This is a genomic window from Streptomyces coeruleorubidus (assembly GCF_028885415.1).
GTDB classification, from domain to species: domain Bacteria; phylum Actinomycetota; class Actinomycetes; order Streptomycetales; family Streptomycetaceae; genus Streptomyces; species Streptomyces coeruleorubidus_A.
Genome location: NZ_CP118527.1, coordinates 5,121,911 through 5,142,428 on the forward strand (window position 1 = coordinate 5,121,911; position 20,518 = coordinate 5,142,428).

Genomic DNA, 20,518 nt, shown 5'->3' on the forward strand with positions numbered 1-20,518 from the left:
ACCAGCGCCATACGACTGCCGGCGCACCGCGGCCTACTCCCAGGTCGCGGTGTCGGGGTCGATGCCGTGGGCGCGCGCGTCGGCGTCGATGATTCGACGGAACCACGTGGCAAGGCCGGGGCGGATGCCGTCGTAGTGGGCGGCGAATCCCGGATCGGCCTCATGCATGCGGCCGAGACAGACCTGCATCTGCCTGGTGAGGGGAAAGTACGAAGCAAAGACTTCGCGGTGCCACTCGACGAGTCGATTCGCTTCCGGGCTGCCGGGTGTGACGCCGGCGTCCACCGCCTCCCCGAGGGCGCGCTCGAAGTCGGCCATGGCGTCGGCGACGGCCTGCCATTCCTCCGGACCGCGAGAGGCCGAGCGTTCGGCGTACTGCCGCCATTGCGTCGTGTCCCCGTAGCGCTGACGGGCTTCGGCGGGCCAGTCCGGGTTCCACTGGGGGCCGAAGATCGCGGCCTGCTGCTCGGCGGTCAGCAGCAGGCCGCGCTCGTGGGCGTCGATCATCCGGTCCAGTCCGGCGCTGAGCTGCTGGAGGCGGTCGATCCGTTCGGCAACCTGGGCGCGCTGCGCGCGCAACGCTCCGGGCACGTCTGCCGCCGAGTCGTCCAGGATGGCCTGGATCCTGTCCAGGCCGAGACCGACTTCACGGTAGACGACGATGCGGTGCAGGCGTTCCAGATCACCGGCGGTGTAGAGCCGGTATCCGGCAGCCGTGCGCAGCGAGGGCCGCGCCAGACCGATCTCGTCCCAGTGGTGCAGCGCGCGGACCGTCACGCCCAGACGCGCCGAGACCTGACCGACGGTCAGGCCATCGGCATCAGTGACATCAGGCATGCTCCTCATTGTCGCCGCGATCGAAACCCGGTGGGGTGATCCCGACGGCTGCAAGGTCCCGCGCCTCCTGACTGGCCGGATCGATGGGCCTGGCCGCGGTGAAAACGATCCGTGCGTTCTCCGGGGTGATCACCTCCACGTCGCGGGTGCTCCAGGGAGTGTCCCGTGGACCGTCGACCGAGTCCGGGCGCAAGGCACGACAGGCCTCGACCAGGGAATCGACCTGGCTGAGCACGCACGAGAAACTGACGCTCATCTGCGGTGCCTGCTCCGGAACGCTCGGTGCCGGGACGAGGAGTACGTCCTGGAACGCCCACCGGCGCAGATGCACAACCCCGTCGGGGATGCTGAACAGCTCGATGAACCCGAGCCCGCGAACCCAGAAGTCCACCGACGCCGCCAGATCGCTCGTGGGGATCGTCACGAACGCGGGCATTCCATAGATGCCACGGAACGGCTCCGGCGGAACCGCATCCGGGCCGGGAGGGGGCACGGGACTCATCTCGAACGCGTCGTAGTAGTCGCTCATGCACCCCACCTTCCGGCCTCACGCAACGTGAGGGTCAAGCCGGATCCGTGAATCTCGCCCAATACGGCCCCGTCACGACGGAGGACCGCCCCCTCGGCCCCGAGACGCCGCCGCGACCCGCTCCCGGAACGGCCGCCGGCCCACCGCCTGCGCCACCTCCCTCAGCAACTCCCCCAACGGCATCGAAAGCTCCGCGTCCAGCTCCGCCATCGCCGCCACCGTGGCCTCCCACTCCGCCTCGATCCGCGGCAGCAGGGCGTGGGCCTTCGGTGTGAGGCCGACGAGGCGGCGGCGGGCGTCCAGCGGGTCGGGGGTGTGGGTGACCAGGCCCGCGCGGGCCATCTGCGCCGCGGTCTGGCTCGCGGCCGAGTGCGTGACACCGACCGTCGAGGCCAAGTCGCGCACCGACAGCGGGCCTTCGGCCAGGAGTGCCCGTACGACGGGGGAGAAGCGGGGCCGGTACTCGGTGAGGCCCTGCTCCTCGTAGACCTTGGCCACGTCGCCCTCGAGCAGCTCCAGGACGTGGCGGAGCAGCGTGCCTACGGCGACCGGATCGGGCTGATTCCTCTCGCTGTTCACGCTGCTAATCTAACAGTGCTGTTACACCTGCCGAGGGTCGAGGAGAGTGCGTCTCGCATGACCGAGCTCCATCCCCCCATCGAGCCGTACGAGCACGGCATGCTCGACGTCGGCGACGGCAACCGCGTGTACTGGGAGAGTTGCGGGAATCCGGCGGGCAAGCCCGCCCTCGTGCTCCACGGCGGGCCCGGGTCCGGGGCGGGGCCGTTCTGGCGCCGGCTGTTCGACCCGGCGGCGTACCGCATCGTCCTCTTCGACCAGCGCGGGTGCGGGCGCAGCACCCCCGACGCCGCCGATCCGCGGACCTCGCTCGACGCCAACACCACCCCGCATCTGATCGCCGACATCGAACTGCTCCGGCGGCACCTCGGCATCGGGGAATGGCTCCTCCTCGGTGGCTCCTGGGGCGTGACCCTCGCGCTGGCCTACGCCGAGCAGCACCCGGGACGCGTGTCCGAGCTGGTCCTCTTCAGCGTCACCAACACCACCCGCCGCGAGGTGGAGTGGGTCACGCGGGACATGGGCCGGATCTTCCCCGAGGAATGGGCCCGGTTCCGCGACGCCGTCCCCGAGGGGGAGCGCGACGGCAGTCTGGTGGAGGCGTACGCCCGGCTGCTCGCCGACCCCGATCCGGCCGTACGGGAGCGGGCCGCGCGGGAGTGGTGCCGGTGGGAGGACGTGCACGTGTCCACGCACCCCGGGCACAAGCCCGATCCCCGTTACGCGGACCCGCACTTCCGGCTGCGCTTCGCCCGCCTCGTCACGCACTACTGGCGGCACGCCGGCTTCCTGGAGGACGGGGCGCTGCTGCGCGACGCCGGGAAGCTCGCCGGCATCCCCGGCGTGATGATCCACGGGCGGCTGGACATCAGCGGCCCTCCGGACGTCGCGTGGCGGCTGGCCCAGGTGTGGCCGGACGCGGAGCTCGTGCTGATCGGCGAGGAGGGTCACGGGCTGTCGGGCGATGTCATGACGGAGGCGGTGCTGGCGGCTACGGACCGGTTCCGGCCGGTCCGCACGCCATGAGGCAGGCCCTGCGGCATGAGGAGGGCCCCGCGGCATGAGAAAAGTACCGCGAGAGGAGAAGGCCCCCCGACGGTGCGGGCACCGGAAGCGGAGCGACCTGTCACCGGCCCCCGCCCGACCGCTTGGCGCCGCACGTCGCCAGACTGCACCACCGGCGCCGCCCGCTCTCGTCGAGGAACAGCCAGCCGCAGTCCCGGCTGGGGCAGCCGCGGACGGTGAAGCGCCGCGGGTCGGCGAGCAGTTCGCCCGCGCTGCGGGCCACCGCGCAGACGGGCAGGCGCAGACCGGCGGAGGGCGACGGCTGCCAGCGTCCGAGACCGTCCTCGCCACGGGTGAAGACCGACAGCCGGGCGGCGTCCTCCACGACCCCGGCCACCGCCTTGAACGCCCGGCCGTCCTGCGGATCGGTCAGGCAGGCGTACAGGTCCGTACGCAACCGGCGGGCCTCGTCGAGGACGGCGGCGGCCTCGGCCGGTTGCCGCACGGCCTGTTCGCGCAGGCGGGTGACCTGCCGTTCCTCGATCAGGTCGAGGTGACCGGCCCACACGGCGAGCGTGGCGTAGCCGCGCAGCCAGTCCGACCCGGGCAGCCGCTCCCCGCCCCACCCGGCGTAGGTGTTGCAGAACTCCAGCGCCGGGTGTCCGCTCGTACTCCACGGCAGCCACTGGTCGCCGACCCGGACCGCGTAGACGGGCCCGGGGGTCCGGTCCAGACGGGGATCGCCGAGCAGCATGCGCTCGTGGAGCGTGCGCAGTTCGCGGCCGGGCTCGATGCCGAGTTCGTCCGCCAGCAGGTCGCGGGTGCGGCCGTACAACTGGAGCGCATCGGCCTGGCGGCCCGCGCGGTACAGGGCGGTCATCTGGGCGCCGACCAGCCGCTCCCGGGTCGGGTGCTCGTCCAGCAGTGGCGTCAGGTCCGCCACGACACGATCGTGCAGACCGATGGCGAGCTGGGCCTCAGCTCGCCGCTCCCCGGCGGACAGGCGCAGTTCGCCCAGCCTGCCGCCGAGGCGCGAGCGCAGCCGGTCGTCGGCCACGTCCGCGAGCAGCGGGCCGCGCCACAGCCCGAGGGCCTGGTCGTACAGGCGGATCCGCTCCGCAGGGTCACCGGCATCGGCCGCCTGCCCGACGAGCCCGACGAACTCCTGGGCGTCGATCCCATGAGGTCCCTGCTCCACGGCGTAACCGTCGTGCCGGGTCTCGACGGACACTCCGTGCGGCCTGAGCGCGGCGCGCAGGCGGCCGACGTAGGTGTGGACGGTGGCGCGGGCGGAGGCGGGCGGCTCGTCGTCCCACAGCAGGTCGATGAGGCGGTCGGTCGGGACGGCGCGGCCCGCGTGCAGCAGCAGGACCGCCAGCAGGCACCGCTCCTGGCGGCGGCTGCCCACCAGCACCTGCCGTCCCTCGTGGCGGGCGGCGAACGGACCGAGCAGTTGGAACTCCATGGCTGCCCGGCAGCCTAACCGGACGTCGATGGTCAGGCTTTGGTCAGAGGCCGGGGAAAGACTGGCGTACGCCACCTCCTTCCACACCTCTGCCCAGGGAGAACCATGCGCCGAACCGCCCTCGCGACGCTGACACTTGCCGCCGTGCTCCTCGGGACGCACCCCGCGTCCGCGGAGACGGTCGCCGCGCCGGCCAGGGGCTGGGAACCGGCACCCGCCGCGCCGTGGGACGTCGGCGCCGGCGTGCGGTGCGACTTCCCCGTCCACGGCGAACCGGTCGTCGACGAGGTGGTGCGGCGCGTGCTGAGCACCTACCCCGACGGCTCGGTGCGGCGGGTCGCCTACAAGGGCGATCTCGTCGTACGCGTCACGAACACCGGGACCGGCGCCTCCTACGACGCCGACGCGAGCGGCTCGGCCGTCGTCGAGCACCGGCCCGACGGCTCCCAACTCTGGGCCGTGCGCGGGCCGGTGCTCGTCGGGGTCGGCCAGGACCAGGGCAGTCTGCCGCGCGGCCTGTACCTCGTCGACGGCGTCTACACGATGGAGATCAGCCCCACCGGATACAAGTCCGTACGCCTCCTGCACGGGACGACGGACGACCTGTGTGCGCGCATCGACTGACGGGCCTGCCCTCCCCGATGCCCGGACCCGCGCTCAGTGCGCGTCGTAGATGCCCTGGTAGTGGGCGAGTGCCGTCTCGCGGACCTTCTGGTCGCTCCAGGAGGCGAAGCGGTCGGGGGCCAGCCGGTCGGGGTCGACGAGCAGACCCTAGACCCGGGGACTGACAGGCAGTGGCGCGACATTGTTGACCTGCGTGAAACTCCCGCTGCGGCCGCCCGGCCGGAAAACCACACCGGTGATCGTTTCCGGTCACGGCACTAGGAAGGCTCGGCGCCCTGGGCGCCTACCGAACCCGCCGGTCACAGCCACTCATTGATGGCTGCTACAAGGAGCCGATAGTACGTACCGTGACATCAGCGCACGCCGTATCGAAGGAACGGGGAATCCCATGCCCGCTTACGTCATCGTCAACATCGATGTGCTCGATGAGGAGGCTGGCCTGGCCTACGCATCCGTGGCCCAGAAGTCCATCCTCGGCTACGGCGGCCGTTACCTGGTCGCGGGCTCCACGCCCAAGCCCGTTGAAGGCACCTGGGACTCCTCCCGGTTCGTGGTCATCGAGTTTCCTGACATGGACCGGATCCGGGAGTGGTACGACTCCCCCGAGTACCGGCGGGCCCGGGAGATACGTGAGGGTAAGGCTCGAGTGGGGATGCTGTTCGTCGAGGGCGCGCCGCCTGAGGGCTTCTCCCTCCCGGCCTAGTTGTACTGACCCGGGGCGTTGTTCACACGGCTGATAGCAGGCAACCTCCTGTGGCGCTCCGCGCGGTTCTCGGTGACGGCGGGCAGTCCTGTACACCCCTGCTATGCGGCCGACCTGCCCGGCAGCACAGTCCACCCCGAGCGAGGCTGGGGCCCCATGTGGTACGTCTCCTCTGTCAGCGGTGGCTGGCCGAGCTGAGGGCAGAGCGCGCCGCAACCCACGCCGTCGGCTAACGCTCCCCACACGCAGAGCCCTGTTCGTCACTGTTGAGGTCATGGGCGTGATCAGGCCAGGGCTCATGCCCGACCCCCCGGCACCCCCGTACTCTCCCGCCGCACCAACCGCGTAGGCACCAGCGTCGTCCCGTGCTCCTCCCCGTCCTGCCGCATCTTGCTCAGGACGCCCTCCACGCACAGCCGCCCCACCTCGGCGAAGTCCTGGTGGATGGTGGTGAGGGGCGGGAGGAAGGACGCGGACTCGGGGATGTCGTCGAAGCCGATGACGCTGATGTCGCCCGGGACGCGCAGGCCGCGTTCGTGCAGGGCACGGAGCAGGCCCAGGGCCATCTGGTCGTTGGCCGCGAACACCGCCGTGCAGTCCGGCTCGTCGGCCAGTCGCAGCCCGGCCCGGTAGCCGGACTCGGCCGACCAGTCGCCCCGGACCAGGGGCGGCGGGACGCGGCCGGCCGTGGTCAGTGTGTCGCGCCAGGCGTTGGCGCGGCGCTGGGCGGCGAAGGAGCCCTCCGGCCCTGCCAGGTGCCACACGGTTTCGTGGCCGAGGTCCAGGAGGTGCCGTACGGCGTCCCGGGCTCCGCCCGCCTGGTCGGTGTCGACCACGGTGTAGCGGTCGCCGGCGTCCGAGTCGGCCACCACGACCTGCACGCCGGGCGGGAGCGAGACCGTCGCCGCGTCCAGCAGATGGATCTCCATGATGACGATCACGGCGTCCACGGCGAGTTCGCCCAGGCGGGAGAAGGCGCCGTTCACCTCGTCCTGGGTGGGGACGGCGACGGGCAGCAGGGTGACGGCGTAGCCGTGCTGGGCCGCGGAGGTGGCGATGGCCTCCAGGGTGCGGATGTTGCCCATGGTGGAGAGGGAGAAGGTGATCACGCCGAGCGTGCGGAACTCGCCGCGCTTGAGGGCCCGAGCGGCGCTATTGGGGCGGTAGCCCAGCTCCCGCATCGCGGACAGGACCTGCCGGCGGGTGTCCTCCGTGACGCCCGGGAAGCCGTTGGAGACGCGGGAGACCGTCTGGGAGGAGACACCGGCGAGCCGGGCGACGTCGGCCATGGACGCGCCCTGGCGGGGGCGGGCCGGACGCCTTCTCGTACGGCTCGTGCCCATGGCTTGTCTCTCACCGTCCACTGTGCCCACCTGCCCCTCGCTTCCCTCGCCGCGCAGGCGGCGCAAATTTCGGTCCGGAACGACTCCTTGACCCCTGAGATTCGGACAGTGTAGACATCCCGCCAGTGGATGTTTACGTAAACATTGCCTAGTCGAAATCGTACGAGAAGGCCACAGAACCACATCAAAGCCCGTACCAGTCGCACCACGTAGGCCCCGATCTCTGCCCCCGCCGGGACGCGCGGACGCAGAAGAGCTGGAGTACTCGAGATGGCACACCGCACCCGCAAGAGAAGGCTCCTCGGGGCCATCGGCGTCACCGCCGTGGCGACCGGAACCATCCTGGCCACCACCACCCTGCCCGCCGCGCACGCCGAGCCCACCGCTCAGGCGGCCGGGGTCACCGTCCGCCCCGACCCCTCCTACCAGCAGGAGAAGTTCGAGGGCTGGGGCACGAGCCTGGTCTGGTTCGCCAATGCCACCGGCGACTACCCGCCCGCGGTCCGCGAGAAGCTCTACAAGCTCCTCTTCGGCGACGAGGGCCTCGCGCTGAACATCGCCCGCTACAACATCGGCGGCGGCAACGCCCCGGACGTCAAGGACTACCTGCGGGCCGGCGGCGCGGTCGAGGGCTGGTGGAAGGCCCCGGCGGGCACCACCCGCGAGGACGTCGACTGGTGGGACGCCGAGGACCCGGCCGACTGGAACAGACACGCCGACAAGACGCAGCGCTGGTGGGTCGACCGCATCAAGAAGGACATCACCCACTGGGAGACCTTCAGCAACTCCCCGCCCTGGTTCATGACCGAGAGCGGCTACGTCTCCGGCAACTTCGACGCGGGCAAGGACCAGCTGAAGCCCGAGTCCGTCGAGGACTTCGCCAAGTACCTGGTGGGGGCCACCGAGCGGCTGGAGAAGGCACACGGCATCAAGGTCGACACGCTCGACCCGTTCAACGAGCCGAACACCAACTACTGGGGCACCAAGCTCGGCCCGGACGGCGAGCCGACCGGCGGCCGCCAGGAGGGCGCCCACATGGGCCCCGAGCTCCAGCAGAAGGTGCTGCGCGCGCTCGCCCCGGTCCTGGAGAAGTCCAGGAGCGGCGCGGAGATATCCGCGATGGACGAGACCAACCCCGGCACCTTCGCCACCAACTGGAACTCCTACCCCCAGGAGGTCCGTGACCTGGTCGCGCAGATGAACGTCCACACCTACGGCACCGGCCAGCGCACCACCGTCCGCGACCTGGCCAAGGCCGCCGACAAGCCGCTGTGGATGAGCGAGGTCGAGGGCGACTGGGGCGACGGCCAGAGCTTCACGGACATGCGGCCCGGCCTGGGCCTCGCCCAGCGCATCGTCGACGACCTGCGTGAACTGGAGCCCCGCGCCTGGGTGTTCTGGCAGCCCGTCGAGGACTACGACAACATGAAGCCGGGCGGCGAGTCCGCGAAGGGCGGCAACTGGGGCGAGATCCAGCTCCCGTTCAGCTGCACCTCCAAGGACACCCTCGAAACCTGCCCGATCCACACCAACACCAAGTTCGACACGGCCCGCAACTTCACGCACTTCATCAAGCCCGGCGACCGGCTGATCAAGACGGACGACACCTCCAGCACCGCGGCGATCTCCCGCAAGGGCGACGCGGCGACGGTCGTCCACGTCAACAGCACCACCGAGTCCCGTGAGGTCACCCTCGACCTGTCGAAGTTCGGCCGGGTCTCCTCCCACGCCACCGTCACCCCCGTGGTGACCAGCGCCGACGGCAAGCTGGAGAAGCAGAAGGCGGTCCGGGTCTCCGGCAGGCAGGCCACGGTCACCGTGCCCGCCCAGTCGGTGACGTCCCTCCTCGTCAAGGGCGTGTCCGGCGTCGCCGAGGACGCGGCCGAGCTGAAGAAGGGCCACACCTACCGGCTGACCGGCGTCCAGAGCGGCAAGGACCTCTCCCTCGCCGACAACGGCACGGGTCTGGTCATCAAGAGCGCCAATGCCGCCGACCCGAGCGGTCAGCAGTGGCGGGTGGAGCAGATCCGCGGCACGGACAACCGCAAGCGGTACGTCTTCACCGAGGCGGCGTCGGACAAGCGCCTGGCCGTCCGCGGTGGCGCCCTGGTCGCCGAGCCCGACGAGGGCCGCCGCGACAAGGCCACCGAGTGGATCATGTCCACGACCGGCGACGGCACCTGGACCCTCGTCAACGCCGCCACCGGCCAGCTCCCGGACGTCGCGGGCCAGTCCACGAACGAAGGCGCCCCGGTCGGCCTCTGGCAGCCGAACTCTGGGTCCAACCAGCGCTGGAAGGTGACGGACGTGACGGGTAGCTAGTCCCTTCGTCCAGGGCACGCCCTCCATACGACGCCCTCGGCCTGCCGCACCGCCTGGTGACGGCTGGGTCGGGGGCGTCGTGCATGGGGCCGGAACCCCAAGCCGGCGTACGGCATGATGAGCCCGTGGATTTCGAGCCGTACCGGGCTGAGTTGCTGGCGTTCTGCTACCGGATGCTGGGCTCGTTCCTCGAGGCCGAGGACGTGGTTCAGGAGACGTTGCTGCGTGCCTGGAATGCCCGGGAGCGGTACGACCCGGCGCGCGCGTCCGTGCGGACCTGGCTGTACCGGATCGCGACCAATGCGTGCCTGACCGCGCTGGAGGGGCGCGCCCGGCGCCCGCTGCCGTCCGGGCTGGGCGCGCCGAGTGACGATCCTGAGGCCCCGCTGGCGCCGGCGCTCGACGTCCCCTGGCTGGAGCCGTTTCCCGACGCGCGGTTCGATGTGCAGGCGCGCGCCGACCTGCGCCTGGCGTGGGTGGCGGCGGTGCAGGTGCCCGGCGGCGTCCGCAGCAGCTTGCCCGTCAGGTGGCGACCCTGGACGCCGTGAGCGGCGGCCGGGTCACGTTCGGCGCGGGACTGGGCGGGCCCATCGAGGACGAGTACGCGAGCTTTGGTGACACCACGGACACCAAGGTGCTGGCCGAGCGGCTGGACGAGGGCCTGGAACTGCTCCGGCGTTACTGGTCGGGCGAGCCGGTGCGCCACGACGGACGGCACTATCGGGTACGGGACGTGACACTGCTGCCGGCCACGGTGCAACGCCCTCGGCCGCCGGTCTGGGTTGCCGGATTCTGGCCGAACCGCCCTCCCATGCGCCGGGCCGCCCGCTGGGACGGTGTGGTTCCCCTGTTCACCGATGCCAGGCACGGTCACGTGCCGCCCGTCGATCAGGTCCGTGACCTCGTCGCCTACGTCCGTGAGCAGCGCGAGGGCGGCCCATCCGACGACGCCCCCTTCGAGATCGTCCTCGGCGGTGCCACGCCGGGCGGTGACGCGGCCAGGACCCGTGCGGTGATCGGCCCGTTGGCCGAGGCGGGAGCCACCTGGTGGGACGAGCGGCAGATCCAGACCAGCGAGGCGATCGACCGGCTCGCACCGGTGCTGCGCCGGGTCGAGCAGGGCCCGCCGGTCTTGTAGCAGGCGGCCTCAGCCGCCCGTCCCCGGCGTCACCAGCCCCGCCTCGTACGCCACGATCACCGCCTGCGCCCGGTCGCGGAGTTCCAGCTTCGTGAACAGGCGGTTGATGTGGGTCTTGACCGTGTGGTCGGTGATGGTCAGGCGTTCGGCGATGTCGGCGTTGGAGAGGCCTTGGGCGATGAGGAGGAGGACCTCCGTCTCGCGGGCGGTGAGGCGGTCGAGGAGGGACTTGGGGGCGGTGACGGGGCGGCGGGGGGCGAACTCGGCGATGAGGCGGCGGGTGATGGCGGGGGCCAGCATGGCGTCGCCGGCGGCCACCACCCTTACCGCGTGCAGGAGTTCAGGGAAGGTCGCGTCCTTCAGGAGGAAGCCGCTGGCACCCGCGGCGAGGGCATCGAAGACGTACTGGTCGAGGTCGAAGGTGGTGAGCATCAGCGCCTTGGTGGCACCGTCGGTCTCTCGGAGGATCGTGCGCGCGGCCTGGATGCCGTCCAGCCTGGGCATCCTGATGTCCAGCAGGGCCACGTCCGGGCGGTGGGCCAGGGCGAGGGCGATGGCCTGTTCGCCGTCCTCCGCCTCGCCCACGACGTCGATGTCGTCCTGGGTGGACAGCAGGTTCACGAAACCGGTGCGTACCACCGCCTGGTCGTCGGCCACGATCGCCCGGATCGGTTGCCCCGCCGTCACTCGTACACACCCTCCGCGAAACTCTTCGCGCCCGCCCGCAGCGGCAGTTCGGCCTCGATCAGGAACCCGCCCCCGGTACCGGCAGACCCCCAGGTCAGACGTCCGCCGACCAGGTTCGCACGCTCCCGCATGCCGCTCAACCCGTGCCCGCCCGAGTCGAGTTGGTGGGCGCGAGGGCCCGGGCCGTCGTCGGTGATGCGCAGCCGGACGTCGTCCTCGGCGTAGGTGAGACGGATGTCCACCGCGGCGCCTCGTGCGTGGCGGCGGGCGTTGGTCAGGGCCTCCTGGACGATGCGGTAGACCGTGAGTTCGAGGGAGGGTGGGAGCGCCGGGGGGCGGGTGCCCGTCGTGTGCAGGGCCACCTCTCCGCCGCCCGACCGGTGGGCTTCCAGCAGCGCCTCCAGGGAGTCGAGCGTCGGTTGCGGCACGACGGGTGCCGCCTCCTCGGCTCCGGCCTCGTCCGCACGCAGCACGCTGAGCAACTGGCGCAGTTCGGTCAGGGCCGAGCGGGCCGACGAGGCGATCTGCTGGAAGCCGTCGCGCGCGGGCGGGGACAGGTCGGGCGTGGTGTACGTGGCGCTCTCCGCCTGGACGGCGATCACGGACACCGAGTGCGCCACGATGTCGTGCAACTCCCTTGCTATGGCCGTTCGTTCCTGGGCCGCGGCATGCCTGCGCTCCATGGCGATCAGTTCCCGCTGGGCCGCCTCGCGCGCCTGCCGGGACTCCTCCCGGCTGCGGGTGGCGTCCGCGACACCGACCGTCGCCACCACGCCCACGGCCAGGACGAACGACTCCGTGAAGTACGACAGCGAGCCGTCGGCGCCGACGGCGGGCGCCCGGCCGCCGAGGTCGTACACGCCCATCGCCACATGGCCCGCGTTGACGAGCAGCGAGCCGGTGATCGCGCCCGCGCTGAGCAGCGCGGGGTGCAGCACGCGGTGGCGGGCGAGCGTGTAGAGGCCCATGGCCCCCGCCACCGCCGCCGTCATCAGCAGCTCGGGCCGGAACAGGAAGTTCAGCAGCGCCGCCGGCACCACCAGGAGCCCGATGCGGGGCTCGCGTTGCCGCAGCAGCAGGGGGAGCACCACGAAGGGCAGTGTGGCCAGGACCGTCGTCGAGGTGATGCGGGCGTGCAGGGCCTCGGCCGCGGCCAGGACGACCAGCAGCACGCCGCTGACGTAGGGGTAGTGGGGGGAGCGCGGCCAGGCGGTGGGGCGCAGGGACGACTGACGCATCCCCGCATTGTCGGCCGCGGCCGTCCTCGCCCGCGTCACCGTACGGGTTGATCCGGGTGCCGGACGAGTACCAGGGGTTGACTCCCAGGATCGGTGCCCGGTGTGACGCTTCCCGTCCGCCCCTTGCGAAGACTTGCCGGAAGGACGGAAGGAAGGCCGGCCGACCGGCGGTGGACAGGGGGAGCGGGATGCAGGGGCGTTCGCGGGGACCGCTGTTCGGCTCACTGGTGCCGGGCTCGGCGGCGGCCGTGCGTACCGCCGCACCGGTGCGCCTCACGGGCCACGTCCCCACTCCCGTCTCCCTTCCGCCGTCGGGGCGGCGCACCGGCCGCCGCTGGGAGACCCTGTGCTGGGCCGCCTGTGCCGTCTTCGCAGCTCTGCTGTGTCTGCGTACGACGATCGCCCCGCACCAGGTGTGGGGCGCCTGCGCCACCGGCGGATACGGTCTCGCCGCGCTCGTCGCCCGCCTCTGCGCCCGGCCCTGGGGCCGGGTGAGCGCGGCGGTGGCCGCCGTCGGGTCCGTCCTGGTGCCGCTGGTGCTCCTGGTCGCCGACGGGACACGGCAGTTGGAGGTCACGGTCGTCGAGCGGTCCGGCGGGCTGCTGCTGGACTCCGGCACGCCGTACGTCCCGGACCCGGCCGAACTGCGGGACTACAACCCGTACCTGCCCGGCATGGCGCTCTTCGGGCTGCCCCGGGCCGTCCTCGGCGACGTCCCGCTCGCGGACGCCCGGCTGTGGTTCGCGTTGGTGTCGCTCGGGGCCATGGGGGTGTCCGCCGTGCCGGGCAGGGGCTCCTGGTCGTCTCGGCACGGCACCGCGCGGCCCCTCCTTTGGCTCGCCGCCACCCCAACCGTCGCCCTCCCGCTCACCGTCGGCGGTGTCGACCTGCCGGTCATCGCCCTGATGTGTCTCGGGCTCGGTCTCGCGGGCCGCGGCTGCCCCGTCGCCGCCGGGCTCGCGCTCGGCGCCGCCGCGTCGTTGAAGTGGACGGCCTGGCCGCTGCTGCCCGTCGGACTCGCCCTGCTCGTGGTGACCGCCGGGCGGCGGGCCGCCGTACGGGCCGGTGCCACGGCACTCGCGCCGGCCGCACTCGCGGTGCTGCCGGTCGCGCTCGCCGATCCGAGGGCGTTCGCCGAGCACGTGCTGCTCTTCCCGCTCGGCGAGGGAGGCACCGGGTCCCCGGCGGCCAGCCCGCTGCCCGGGCATCTGCTGGCGACGTACGTGCCGGGGGGCTTCGCGCTCGCCGTGGCCGCGCTGGCGCTGAGCGCGGTCGCGGTGGCCGTGTCCCTCGTGACACGCCCGCCGCGCACCACCGTCGCCGCCGCCGACCGGCTCGCGCTGGGCCTCGGGATCGCCATGTGCCTGATCCCCGCCACCCGTTTCGGATACGTCGTCTACCCGCTGGTGCTGCTCGGCTGGTTCCGGCTCGGGTCGGCGGGCCGGTGGTGGCCCGTGGACCGGGTCGCCGAGGCGCACCGCACTTACCCGCTCACCGTGAAGCCGCTGGAGGACTGACCGACCATGCCGCGCACGCTCGTCGTCACCAACGACTTCCCGCCCCGGCAGGGCGGCATCGAGACCTTCGTCCACGCCATGACGGTCCGCTTCCCGCCCGACCGGGTCGCCGTCTACACCTCCGGCACGCCGGGCGACCGGGCCTACGACGCCCGGCTGCCGTTCCCCGTGGTCCGGGACCGTGCCCACATGCTGCTGCCGACCCGGCGGGTCACCGCCCGGGCGGTGGAGCTGGCCCGCCGGTTCGACTGCGACAGCGTCTGGTTCGGGGCCGCGGCCCCGCTCGGGCTGATGGCGGGTGAGCTGCGGCGCCGTACGGACGTCCGACGGCTGGTCGCCACGACGCACGGGCACGAGGTGTGGTGGGCACGCACGCCGGGGGCTCGCGCGCTGCTGCGCCGCATCGGCGCCGAGGTGGACGGCGTCACGTATCTCGGCTCGTACACCCGGGCCCGGATCGCCGCCGCCGTCGGACCGGAGGCGGCGGCGCGGATGCGGCGGCTGGCGCCGGGCGTCGACCCCGAGGTGTTCCGGGGCTCGGCGGCGGGGGCGGCGCGGGTGCGGGAGCGGTACGGCCTGGGCGACAGGCCGGTCGTGCTGTGTGCGGCGCGGCTCGTCCCGCGCAAGGGGCAGGACACGCTGATACGGGCCTTGCGCCTGGTGCGCCGCAGCGTGCCCGACGCGGTTGCGCTGCTGGTCGGGGACGGGCCGCACGCCCGTGCCCTGCGCCGGCTTGCGTCCGCCGAGGGACTGGCCGGTTCCGTGGTCTTCGCGGGCGGGCACCCGCACGAGGAGATGCCCGGCTTCTACGCCGCCGCGCAGGTGTTCGCGATGCCGTGCCGGACCCGCAGGGCGGGCATGGAGGTGGAGGGCCTCGGGATCGTGTTCCTGGAGGCGGCCGCCGCCGGACTGCCGGTCGTCGTCGGCGACTCGGGCGGGGCGCCGGACACCGTACGGGACGGGGAGACAGGGTTCGTGGTCGACGGCCGTGACGTGCGGGCACTCGCCGACCGGCTCACCCTGCTGCTGGACGATGACGAACTGGCCCGGGACATGGGCCGCAAGGGCCGTCAGTGGGTGCGCGGGGAATGGGGATGGGACAGGGCCTACGGGCACTTGACGTCCCTGCTCGGGGTCGGCTGAGGCCGGGCGGGGCAGATGGGCCGGGCACAGGGTCGCCCCGTCGTTGGGCCCGCCCGGCCTCTGGGGTTCCAACGGCGTCGCGTTCGGCCCCTACGGGCGGCTGTACGTCGCGCAGTTCCTCGCCGGGCAGATCAGCGCCGTCGACCCGGCCACCGGGGACGTCGAGGTCGTGGTCCCGCCGGACGGCCCGGTCCGGTCGCCCGACGACCTGGCCTTCGGGGCGGACGGTTCGATGTACATCGCCGACCTGGTACCCGGCCGGGTGTGGCGCCGCGGCCCCGAGGGCGAGTACGGCCTCGTCTCGGACGAGGTGAAGGTGCCCAACGGCATCACATGCGTCGGCGACCGGCTCTTCGTCAACGAGATGCGGATGAACGGCCGGCTGCTGGAGCTGTTCCCCGAGGGCGGCGAACCGGTCGTCCTGACCTACGGTCTGGCCCTCGGCAACGCCGTGCAGCTCGGCCCGGACGGCGCCGAGACGGGCGCCGGCCGCGTCATCGCCGTAGACGAGACAGACACGGTCACGGTCCTGGCCGAAGGCCTCGACCACCCCGTGGACGTCACGCTCGACGCCGACGGGCGCTGCTACGTCAGCGACGACCGGCGCGGGGCGGTACTGCGCATGACGACGGCGAGTCGGTGCCGGTCGCGGACGGCCTCGGCGCCCCCCAGGGCCTGGCGGCTCACGGCGACGAACTCTTCACCGTGGACACCGCCAACCGCCGGCTCTGGTCGGTCTCCCTGACGACCGGCGGCACCCGCGTCGAGGCCGAAGACCTGGCGGTCGGGATCCCCCCGGGCAGCACGCCGCGCCAGGACCCCGCCCTCTTCACCCACGGACTCCCCGGTGTGGCCCCCCGGTTCGCGGGTCTCACCGCCGCCCCGGACGGCTCCCTGCTCCTGTCGTCGAACGGGGAGGGGACGGTGGTGCGGCTGTCCCCGGCGCGGCCCGGCACCTGACGCGGACCGCGCGGTCTCCGCTCGGCGAGAGCGGTTCAGCGGCGGCGGCCCCGGGCGGGCCTGCCGCGCCGTGCGCGCGGGGCGGAACCCGTACGCGCCGGGCCGCTCTCGGAGGGCGGCGGCGTGAGGACGACGGGCACGCCCGACGGCGCCTGGGCGCCGGTGATGCGGCTCAGTTCGGCCTCGCCCGAGCGGACCCGGGTGATGCGCGGGGAGATGCCGGCGTCGGCCATCAGACGGGCCGTCTCGCGGCGCTGGTGCGGCAGGACCAGCGTGACGACGGTGCCCGACTCGCCGGCCCTGGCGGTACGGCCGCCCCGGTGCAGATAGTCCTTGTGGTCGGCGGGCGGGTCCACGTTGACGACGAGGTCGAGGTTGTCGACGTGGATGCCGCGGGCGGCGACGTTGGTGGCCACCAGGACCGTGACCTCGCCGTCCTTGAACCGGGCCAGGGTCCGGGTGCGCTGGGACTGGGACTTCCCGCCGTGCAGGGCCGAGGCGCGTACCCCGACGGCCAGCAGCTTCTTGGCCAGCCGGTCGGCGGCGTGCTTGGTGTCCAGGAACATGATCACGCGGCCGTCGCGGGCGGCGATCTCCGTCGTGGTGGCGTGCTTGTCGGCGTCGTCCACGTGCAGCAGGTGATGCTCCATCGTGGTGACCGCACCCGCGGACGGATCCACGGAGTGGACCACGGGGTCGTGGAGGTAGGTGCGGACCAGCCGGTCGACGTTGCGGTCCAGCGTGGCCGAGAACAGCAGCCGCTGACCCCCGGGGCGCACCTGGTCGAGCAGGGCCGTCACCTGCGGCATGAAGCCCATGTCCGTCATCTGGTCGGCCTCGTCCAGGACCGTGACGGTGACGCGGTCCAGCCGGCAGTCACCGCGGTCTATGAGGTCCTTGAGCCGGCCGGGCGTCGCGACGACGACCTCGGCCCCGGCGCGCAGCGCGCTCGCCTGGCGGCCGATCGACATACCGCCGACCACCGTGGTGAGCCGCAGGCGCAACGCCTTCGCGTAGGGGGTGAGCGCGTCGGTGACCTGCTGGGCCAGTTCCCGGGTGGGGACGAGGACGAGGGCCACCGGCTGCCGGGGCTCGGCCCGCTGCCCGTCGATGCGGGCCAGCACGGCGAGGCCGAAGGCGAGCGTCTTGCCCGATCCCGTGCGCCCGCGGCCCAGCACGTCCCGGCCGGCCAGGGAGTTCGGCAGCGTCGCCGCCTGGATCGGGAACGGCACGGTCATGCCTTCGGCCTGCAGCGCGGTCAGCAGCCGCTCGGGCAGGCCGAGACCGGCGAAGTCCTCGACGGCGGGCAGTGCCGGGGTGATGGTGGCCGGCGGCGCGAACTCCCCGCCGGGCGCGGTGCGGCGCCCGTGGCCGCCGCGGCCCGCGCCGGCGTTACGGGCCGACGTGCCTCGGCCCCCGGCCTTACGGGAGTGGGGGGAGCCGTTGTTCTTGCGAGCGGTGCGATCCAAGGGGATCCTTCCTCGATGCGGCACGTATCGGGGAATTCCCGGCGGCTGTGAACGGGCCGCACCAGGATTCGCAGACTGAGCCGGGTGTTGGATGAAAAACGAGGCTGGGGCCCGCACCTCACGGTGCGGGCCCCGGTCACGTCGGACGCGTCAGCGTCAGGCAGGGACGATGTTCTCGGCCTGCGGGCCCTTCTGGCCCTGCGTGACGTCGAAGGTAACCTTCTGGCCTTCCTGAAGCTCGCGGAAGCCGGAGGTGGCGATGTTCGAGTAGTGGGCGAACACGTCCGGACCGCCACCCTCCTGCTCGATGAAGCCGAAGCCCTTTTCCGCGTTGAACCACTTCACAGTGCCAGATGCCATGCTGAATCTCCCTTGGGGGGACAAACCCGAGACCCGCACTTTACGGACTCGGAGTCGCTGAAATGATCACCCTTGGAGAGATCCGAAAACCCTCGGCAACTAAAAAGAGTGCTCGTCGACGAAGGTCGATAGAGCACTCGAAGTCTCTGGGAACCAAAACTGCAACAACGACGACGGTAGCACAGGACTCGGCGCATGGCTCGGGAGTCTCGTACCCGAGGTGGACCGAGGGCCCGCTCGTACTGCGTTCTGAGTAGCCCGGATTGTCGGCAGCCGCACGACGACGGGACGGCCCGCTCGCGGAGAGCCTTGGCAGACGTTCGACACCAGATGTGGAGACCTGCTGCCGTGGCAACTTTCCTGTATCGAGTGGGCCGACTGGCCTTCCGGCGACGTTGGTACGTCGCCCTGGTCTGGGCTGCCGTCCTGGCCGCCGTCGGGCTCGGCGCCCTCAAGGCGCCGGGGGCCGCCGACGAGGAGTTCTCGATGCCCGGCATCGAGTCCCAGAAGGCGTTCGACCTGATGGAACAGCGCTTCCCCGGAGCCACGGCCGACGGGGCGACCGCCCGGGTCGTGTTCATCGCACCCGGCGGCGAGAAGGTCACCGCCGCCGAGAACAAGCAGGCCATCGAGAAGGCCGTGACCGGCCTCGGCGACGGCACGCAGGTCGCGAGCGCCGTCGACCCCTTCCAGGCGAAGACGATCAGCAAGGACGGCTCGACCGCCTTCGCGACCGTCACCTACAAGGTCGGGGCGAACGACCTCACGGACGCCAGCCGGACCCATCTGGAGCGCGCCATCGACGAGGCCCGGGACTCGGGGCTGACCGTCGAGGCGGGCGGCACCACGCTGGCCGACAACGCCGGGCCGGGCGGCATGGCCGAGGTGATCGGCGTCGCGATCGCCGCCGTCGTGCTGCTCATCACCTTCGGCTCCCTGGCCGCCGCCGGGCTCCCCCTGCTGACCGCCGTCATCGGCATCGGCGTCAGCATGGCCACGATCCTCGCCCTGTCCAGCGCCCTCGGCCTGTCCACCACCACCGGCACCCTGGCGATGATGCTGGGCCTCGCCGTCGGCATCGACTACGCCCTGTTCGTCGTGTCCCGCTACCGGGAGGAACGCGCCAAGGGCCGTGCGCCCGAGGAGGCCGTCGGACTCGCCGCCGGCACGGCCGGGTCCGCGGTCGTGTTCGCCGGGCTCACCGTCGTCATCGCGCTGGCCGGCCTCGCCGTGGTCGGCATCCCGATGCTGACCAAGATGGGCCTGGCCGCGGCCGGTGCGGTCGTCGTCGCCGTGCTGATCGCGCTGACGCTCGTCCCGGCCTTCCTCGGCTTCTGGCCGAACGCCGTGCTCGCCCGGCGGGCCCGCAAGAGTGGCCGGATCGAGCAGAGCGGCGACGACAACGGCGGCACCCGCTGGGCCCGGTTCGTGCTGCGCCGCCCCATACCCGTCCTGCTCCTCGGCGTCGTCGGCCTCGGCGCCCTCGCCCTGCCCGCGGCCGGCCTCCAGCTGGGCATGCCCGGGGACGAGGCCAAGCCGGTCTCCACGACCGAGCGCCGCGCCTACGACGCGCTCGCCGAGGGCTTCGGGCCGGGCTTCAACGGGCCGCTGACCGTCGTCGTGGACGGCAAGGGCGCCGCCGACCCCAAGGGTGCCGCGGCCGAGATCGCCAAGGAGATCGGCGCCACCGAGGGCGTCGTGTCCGTCTCCCCGGCCCGCTTCGACGACGCCGGTGACACCGCCGTCTTCTCCGTCGTGCCGTCCACCGCGCCGACCGACGAGAAGACCAAGAACCTGGTGACGGCCATCCGCGACGAGCGGCCCGGCATCGAGTCCGGCACCGGCGCGAGCTACGAGGTCACCGGCACCACCGCGATGAACATCGACATCGCGGGGAAGGTGCAGGCCGCGCTGGTCCCGTACCTGATCGTGGTCGTCGGCCTGGCGATCGTGCTGCTGCTGGTGGTCTTCCGGTCCCTGCTCGTCCCGCTCAAGGCGGCGCTCGGCTTCCTGCTGTCGGTGCTGGCCTCGCTCGGCGCGGTCGTCGTGGTCTTCCAGCAGGGCCACGGCGCGCAGCTCCTCGGCGTGGAGCAGACCGGCCCGATCATGAGCCTGATGCCGATCTTCCTGGTGGGCATCGTCTTCGGCCTCGCGATGGACTACGAGGTGTTCCTCGTCTCCCGGATGCGGGAGGCGTACGTCCACGGCGAGTCGCCCGCGCAGGCGGTCACGTCCGGCTTCCGGCACAGCGCCCGCGTGGTCGTGGCGGCGGCCCTGATCATGATCGCGGTCTTCGCCGGGTTCATCGGCGAGAGCGACTCCATGATCAAGATGATCGGGTTCGGGCTGGCCTCCGCCGTCCTGTTCGACGCCTTCGTCGTACGGATGGCCATCGTGCCCGCCGTCCTCGCCCTGCTCGGTCACAGGGCGTGGTGGCTGCCGAAGTGGCTGGACCGGGCGCTGCCCCGCGTCGACGTGGAGGGAGAGGCGCTCGCCCGCCGGCCGGAGGCGGAGGAACCGGCGGCGGACTCCGCACCCGAGCTGGAACCGGCGCGCACCTGATCCGGACCTGGCCCCGACCAGGGCCGCCCGTGGCGAA

The 20,518-nt window shown here is 72.2% G+C and carries 16 protein-coding genes and 3 pseudogenes; 10 read left to right on the top strand and 9 right to left on the bottom strand.

Going from position 1 to position 20,518, the window contains the following annotated elements; genetic code table 11:
* Positions 1–33 precede the first annotated feature (33 nt).
* The 3 genes from PV963_RS23770 to PV963_RS23780 form a co-directional block, all read right to left on the bottom strand.
* Positions 34–837 carry a MerR family transcriptional regulator gene (locus PV963_RS23770; RefSeq protein WP_274817775.1) on the bottom strand — a complete coding sequence of 268 codons (804 nt, stop codon included), beginning with the start codon at positions 835–837 and terminating at the stop codon, positions 34–36.
* The gene (locus PV963_RS23775) at positions 830–1,366 is read right to left on the bottom strand and encodes a VOC family protein (protein ID WP_274817776.1); all 537 of its coding nucleotides are present in this window, start codon (positions 1,364–1,366) and stop codon (positions 830–832) included. Before PV963_RS23775 ends, PV963_RS23770 begins: the two co-directional genes overlap by 8 nt.
* A gap of 72 nt (positions 1,367–1,438) precedes the next feature.
* Entirely contained in the window at positions 1,439–1,945 is a 507-nt protein-coding gene (locus PV963_RS23780; RefSeq protein WP_274817777.1) for a MarR family winged helix-turn-helix transcriptional regulator, read from the bottom strand.
* 57 nt (positions 1,946–2,002) lie between these two features.
* Here PV963_RS23780 and pip point away from each other — a divergent pair, with 57 nt between their 5' ends.
* Positions 2,003–2,971, top strand: coding sequence for a prolyl aminopeptidase (gene pip / locus PV963_RS23785; RefSeq protein WP_274817778.1), 969 nt, complete (start codon positions 2,003–2,005; stop codon positions 2,969–2,971).
* Between the two features lie 100 nt (positions 2,972–3,071).
* Here the strand turns inward: pip and PV963_RS23790 are convergent, their stop codons facing one another.
* Positions 3,072–4,415: a BTAD domain-containing putative transcriptional regulator gene (locus PV963_RS23790; RefSeq protein WP_274817779.1), complete on the bottom strand. Its 1,344-nt coding sequence runs from the start codon at positions 4,413–4,415 to the stop codon at positions 3,072–3,074.
* A 105-nt stretch (positions 4,416–4,520) separates the two neighbouring features.
* On the opposite strand from PV963_RS23790, the gene PV963_RS23795 reads away from it, so the two are divergent.
* Both PV963_RS23795 and PV963_RS23800 read left to right on the top strand, forming a co-directional pair.
* Positions 4,521–5,039 carry a hypothetical protein gene (locus PV963_RS23795; RefSeq protein WP_274817780.1) on the top strand — a complete coding sequence of 173 codons (519 nt, stop codon included), beginning with the start codon at positions 4,521–4,523 and terminating at the stop codon, positions 5,037–5,039.
* Between the two features lie 388 nt (positions 5,040–5,427).
* Positions 5,428–5,742 (top strand): DUF1330 domain-containing protein, encoded by a 315-nt coding sequence (locus PV963_RS23800; RefSeq protein WP_274817781.1) that lies wholly within the window; start codon positions 5,428–5,430, stop codon positions 5,740–5,742.
* A 296-nt stretch (positions 5,743–6,038) separates the two neighbouring features.
* Here the strand turns inward: PV963_RS23800 and PV963_RS23805 are convergent, their stop codons facing one another.
* Positions 6,039–7,031, bottom strand: coding sequence for a LacI family DNA-binding transcriptional regulator (locus PV963_RS23805; protein ID WP_274822104.1), 993 nt, complete (start codon positions 7,029–7,031; stop codon positions 6,039–6,041).
* A gap of 324 nt (positions 7,032–7,355) precedes the next feature.
* On the opposite strand from PV963_RS23805, the gene PV963_RS23810 reads away from it, so the two are divergent.
* From PV963_RS23810 to PV963_RS23820, 3 genes and pseudogenes are all read left to right on the top strand, one after another.
* Positions 7,356–9,407 carry an RICIN domain-containing protein gene (locus PV963_RS23810; protein WP_274817782.1) on the top strand — a complete coding sequence of 684 codons (2,052 nt, stop codon included), beginning with the start codon at positions 7,356–7,358 and terminating at the stop codon, positions 9,405–9,407.
* A gap of 83 nt (positions 9,408–9,490) precedes the next feature.
* Positions 9,491–9,934, top strand: a pseudogene (locus tag PV963_RS23815) (sigma-70 family RNA polymerase sigma factor); the annotation flags it as partial.
* Positions 9,904–10,545, top strand: a pseudogene (locus PV963_RS23820) (LLM class flavin-dependent oxidoreductase); the annotation flags it as partial. The pseudogenes PV963_RS23815 and PV963_RS23820, both read left to right, overlap by 31 nt.
* Positions 10,546–10,554: 9 nt before the next feature.
* On the opposite strand, the gene PV963_RS23825 reads toward PV963_RS23820, so the two are convergent.
* On the bottom strand, positions 10,555–11,232 hold the full coding sequence (locus tag PV963_RS23825; protein WP_274817783.1) for a response regulator: 678 nt from the start codon (positions 11,230–11,232) through the stop codon (positions 10,555–10,557).
* Entirely contained in the window at positions 11,229–12,470 is a 1,242-nt protein-coding gene (locus PV963_RS23830) for a sensor histidine kinase (protein WP_274817784.1), read from the bottom strand. Before PV963_RS23830 ends, PV963_RS23825 begins: the two co-directional genes overlap by 4 nt.
* 188 nt (positions 12,471–12,658) lie before the next feature.
* Here PV963_RS23830 and PV963_RS23835 point away from each other — a divergent pair, with 188 nt between their 5' ends.
* The 3 genes and pseudogenes from PV963_RS23835 to PV963_RS23845 form a co-directional block, all read left to right on the top strand.
* Positions 12,659–13,987 carry a glycosyltransferase 87 family protein gene (locus PV963_RS23835; protein WP_274817785.1) on the top strand — a complete coding sequence of 443 codons (1,329 nt, stop codon included), beginning with the start codon at positions 12,659–12,661 and terminating at the stop codon, positions 13,985–13,987.
* A 6-nt stretch (positions 13,988–13,993) separates the two neighbouring features.
* Positions 13,994–15,130, top strand: a complete 1,137-nt coding sequence (locus tag PV963_RS23840; protein ID WP_274817786.1) for a glycosyltransferase family 4 protein — start codon at positions 13,994–13,996, stop codon at positions 15,128–15,130.
* A pseudogene (locus PV963_RS23845) lies at positions 15,117–16,090 on the top strand (hypothetical protein); the annotation flags it as partial. The gene PV963_RS23840 and the pseudogene PV963_RS23845, both read left to right, overlap by 14 nt.
* A gap of 35 nt (positions 16,091–16,125) precedes the next feature.
* Here PV963_RS23845 and PV963_RS23850 read toward each other — a convergent pair.
* Both PV963_RS23850 and PV963_RS23855 read right to left on the bottom strand, forming a co-directional pair.
* Positions 16,126–17,559: a DEAD/DEAH box helicase gene (locus PV963_RS23850; RefSeq protein WP_274817787.1), complete on the bottom strand. Its 1,434-nt coding sequence runs from the start codon at positions 17,557–17,559 to the stop codon at positions 16,126–16,128.
* 156 nt (positions 17,560–17,715) lie between these two features.
* Positions 17,716–17,919, bottom strand: coding sequence for a cold-shock protein (locus tag PV963_RS23855; protein WP_010032345.1), 204 nt, complete (start codon positions 17,917–17,919; stop codon positions 17,716–17,718).
* Between the two features lie 348 nt (positions 17,920–18,267).
* Between PV963_RS23855 and PV963_RS23860 the strand changes: the two genes are divergently transcribed.
* Complete coding sequence (locus PV963_RS23860; protein ID WP_274817788.1) at positions 18,268–20,481, top strand: MMPL family transporter; 2,214 nt, start codon at positions 18,268–18,270, stop codon at positions 20,479–20,481.
* Positions 20,482–20,518: the final 37 nt, after the last annotated feature.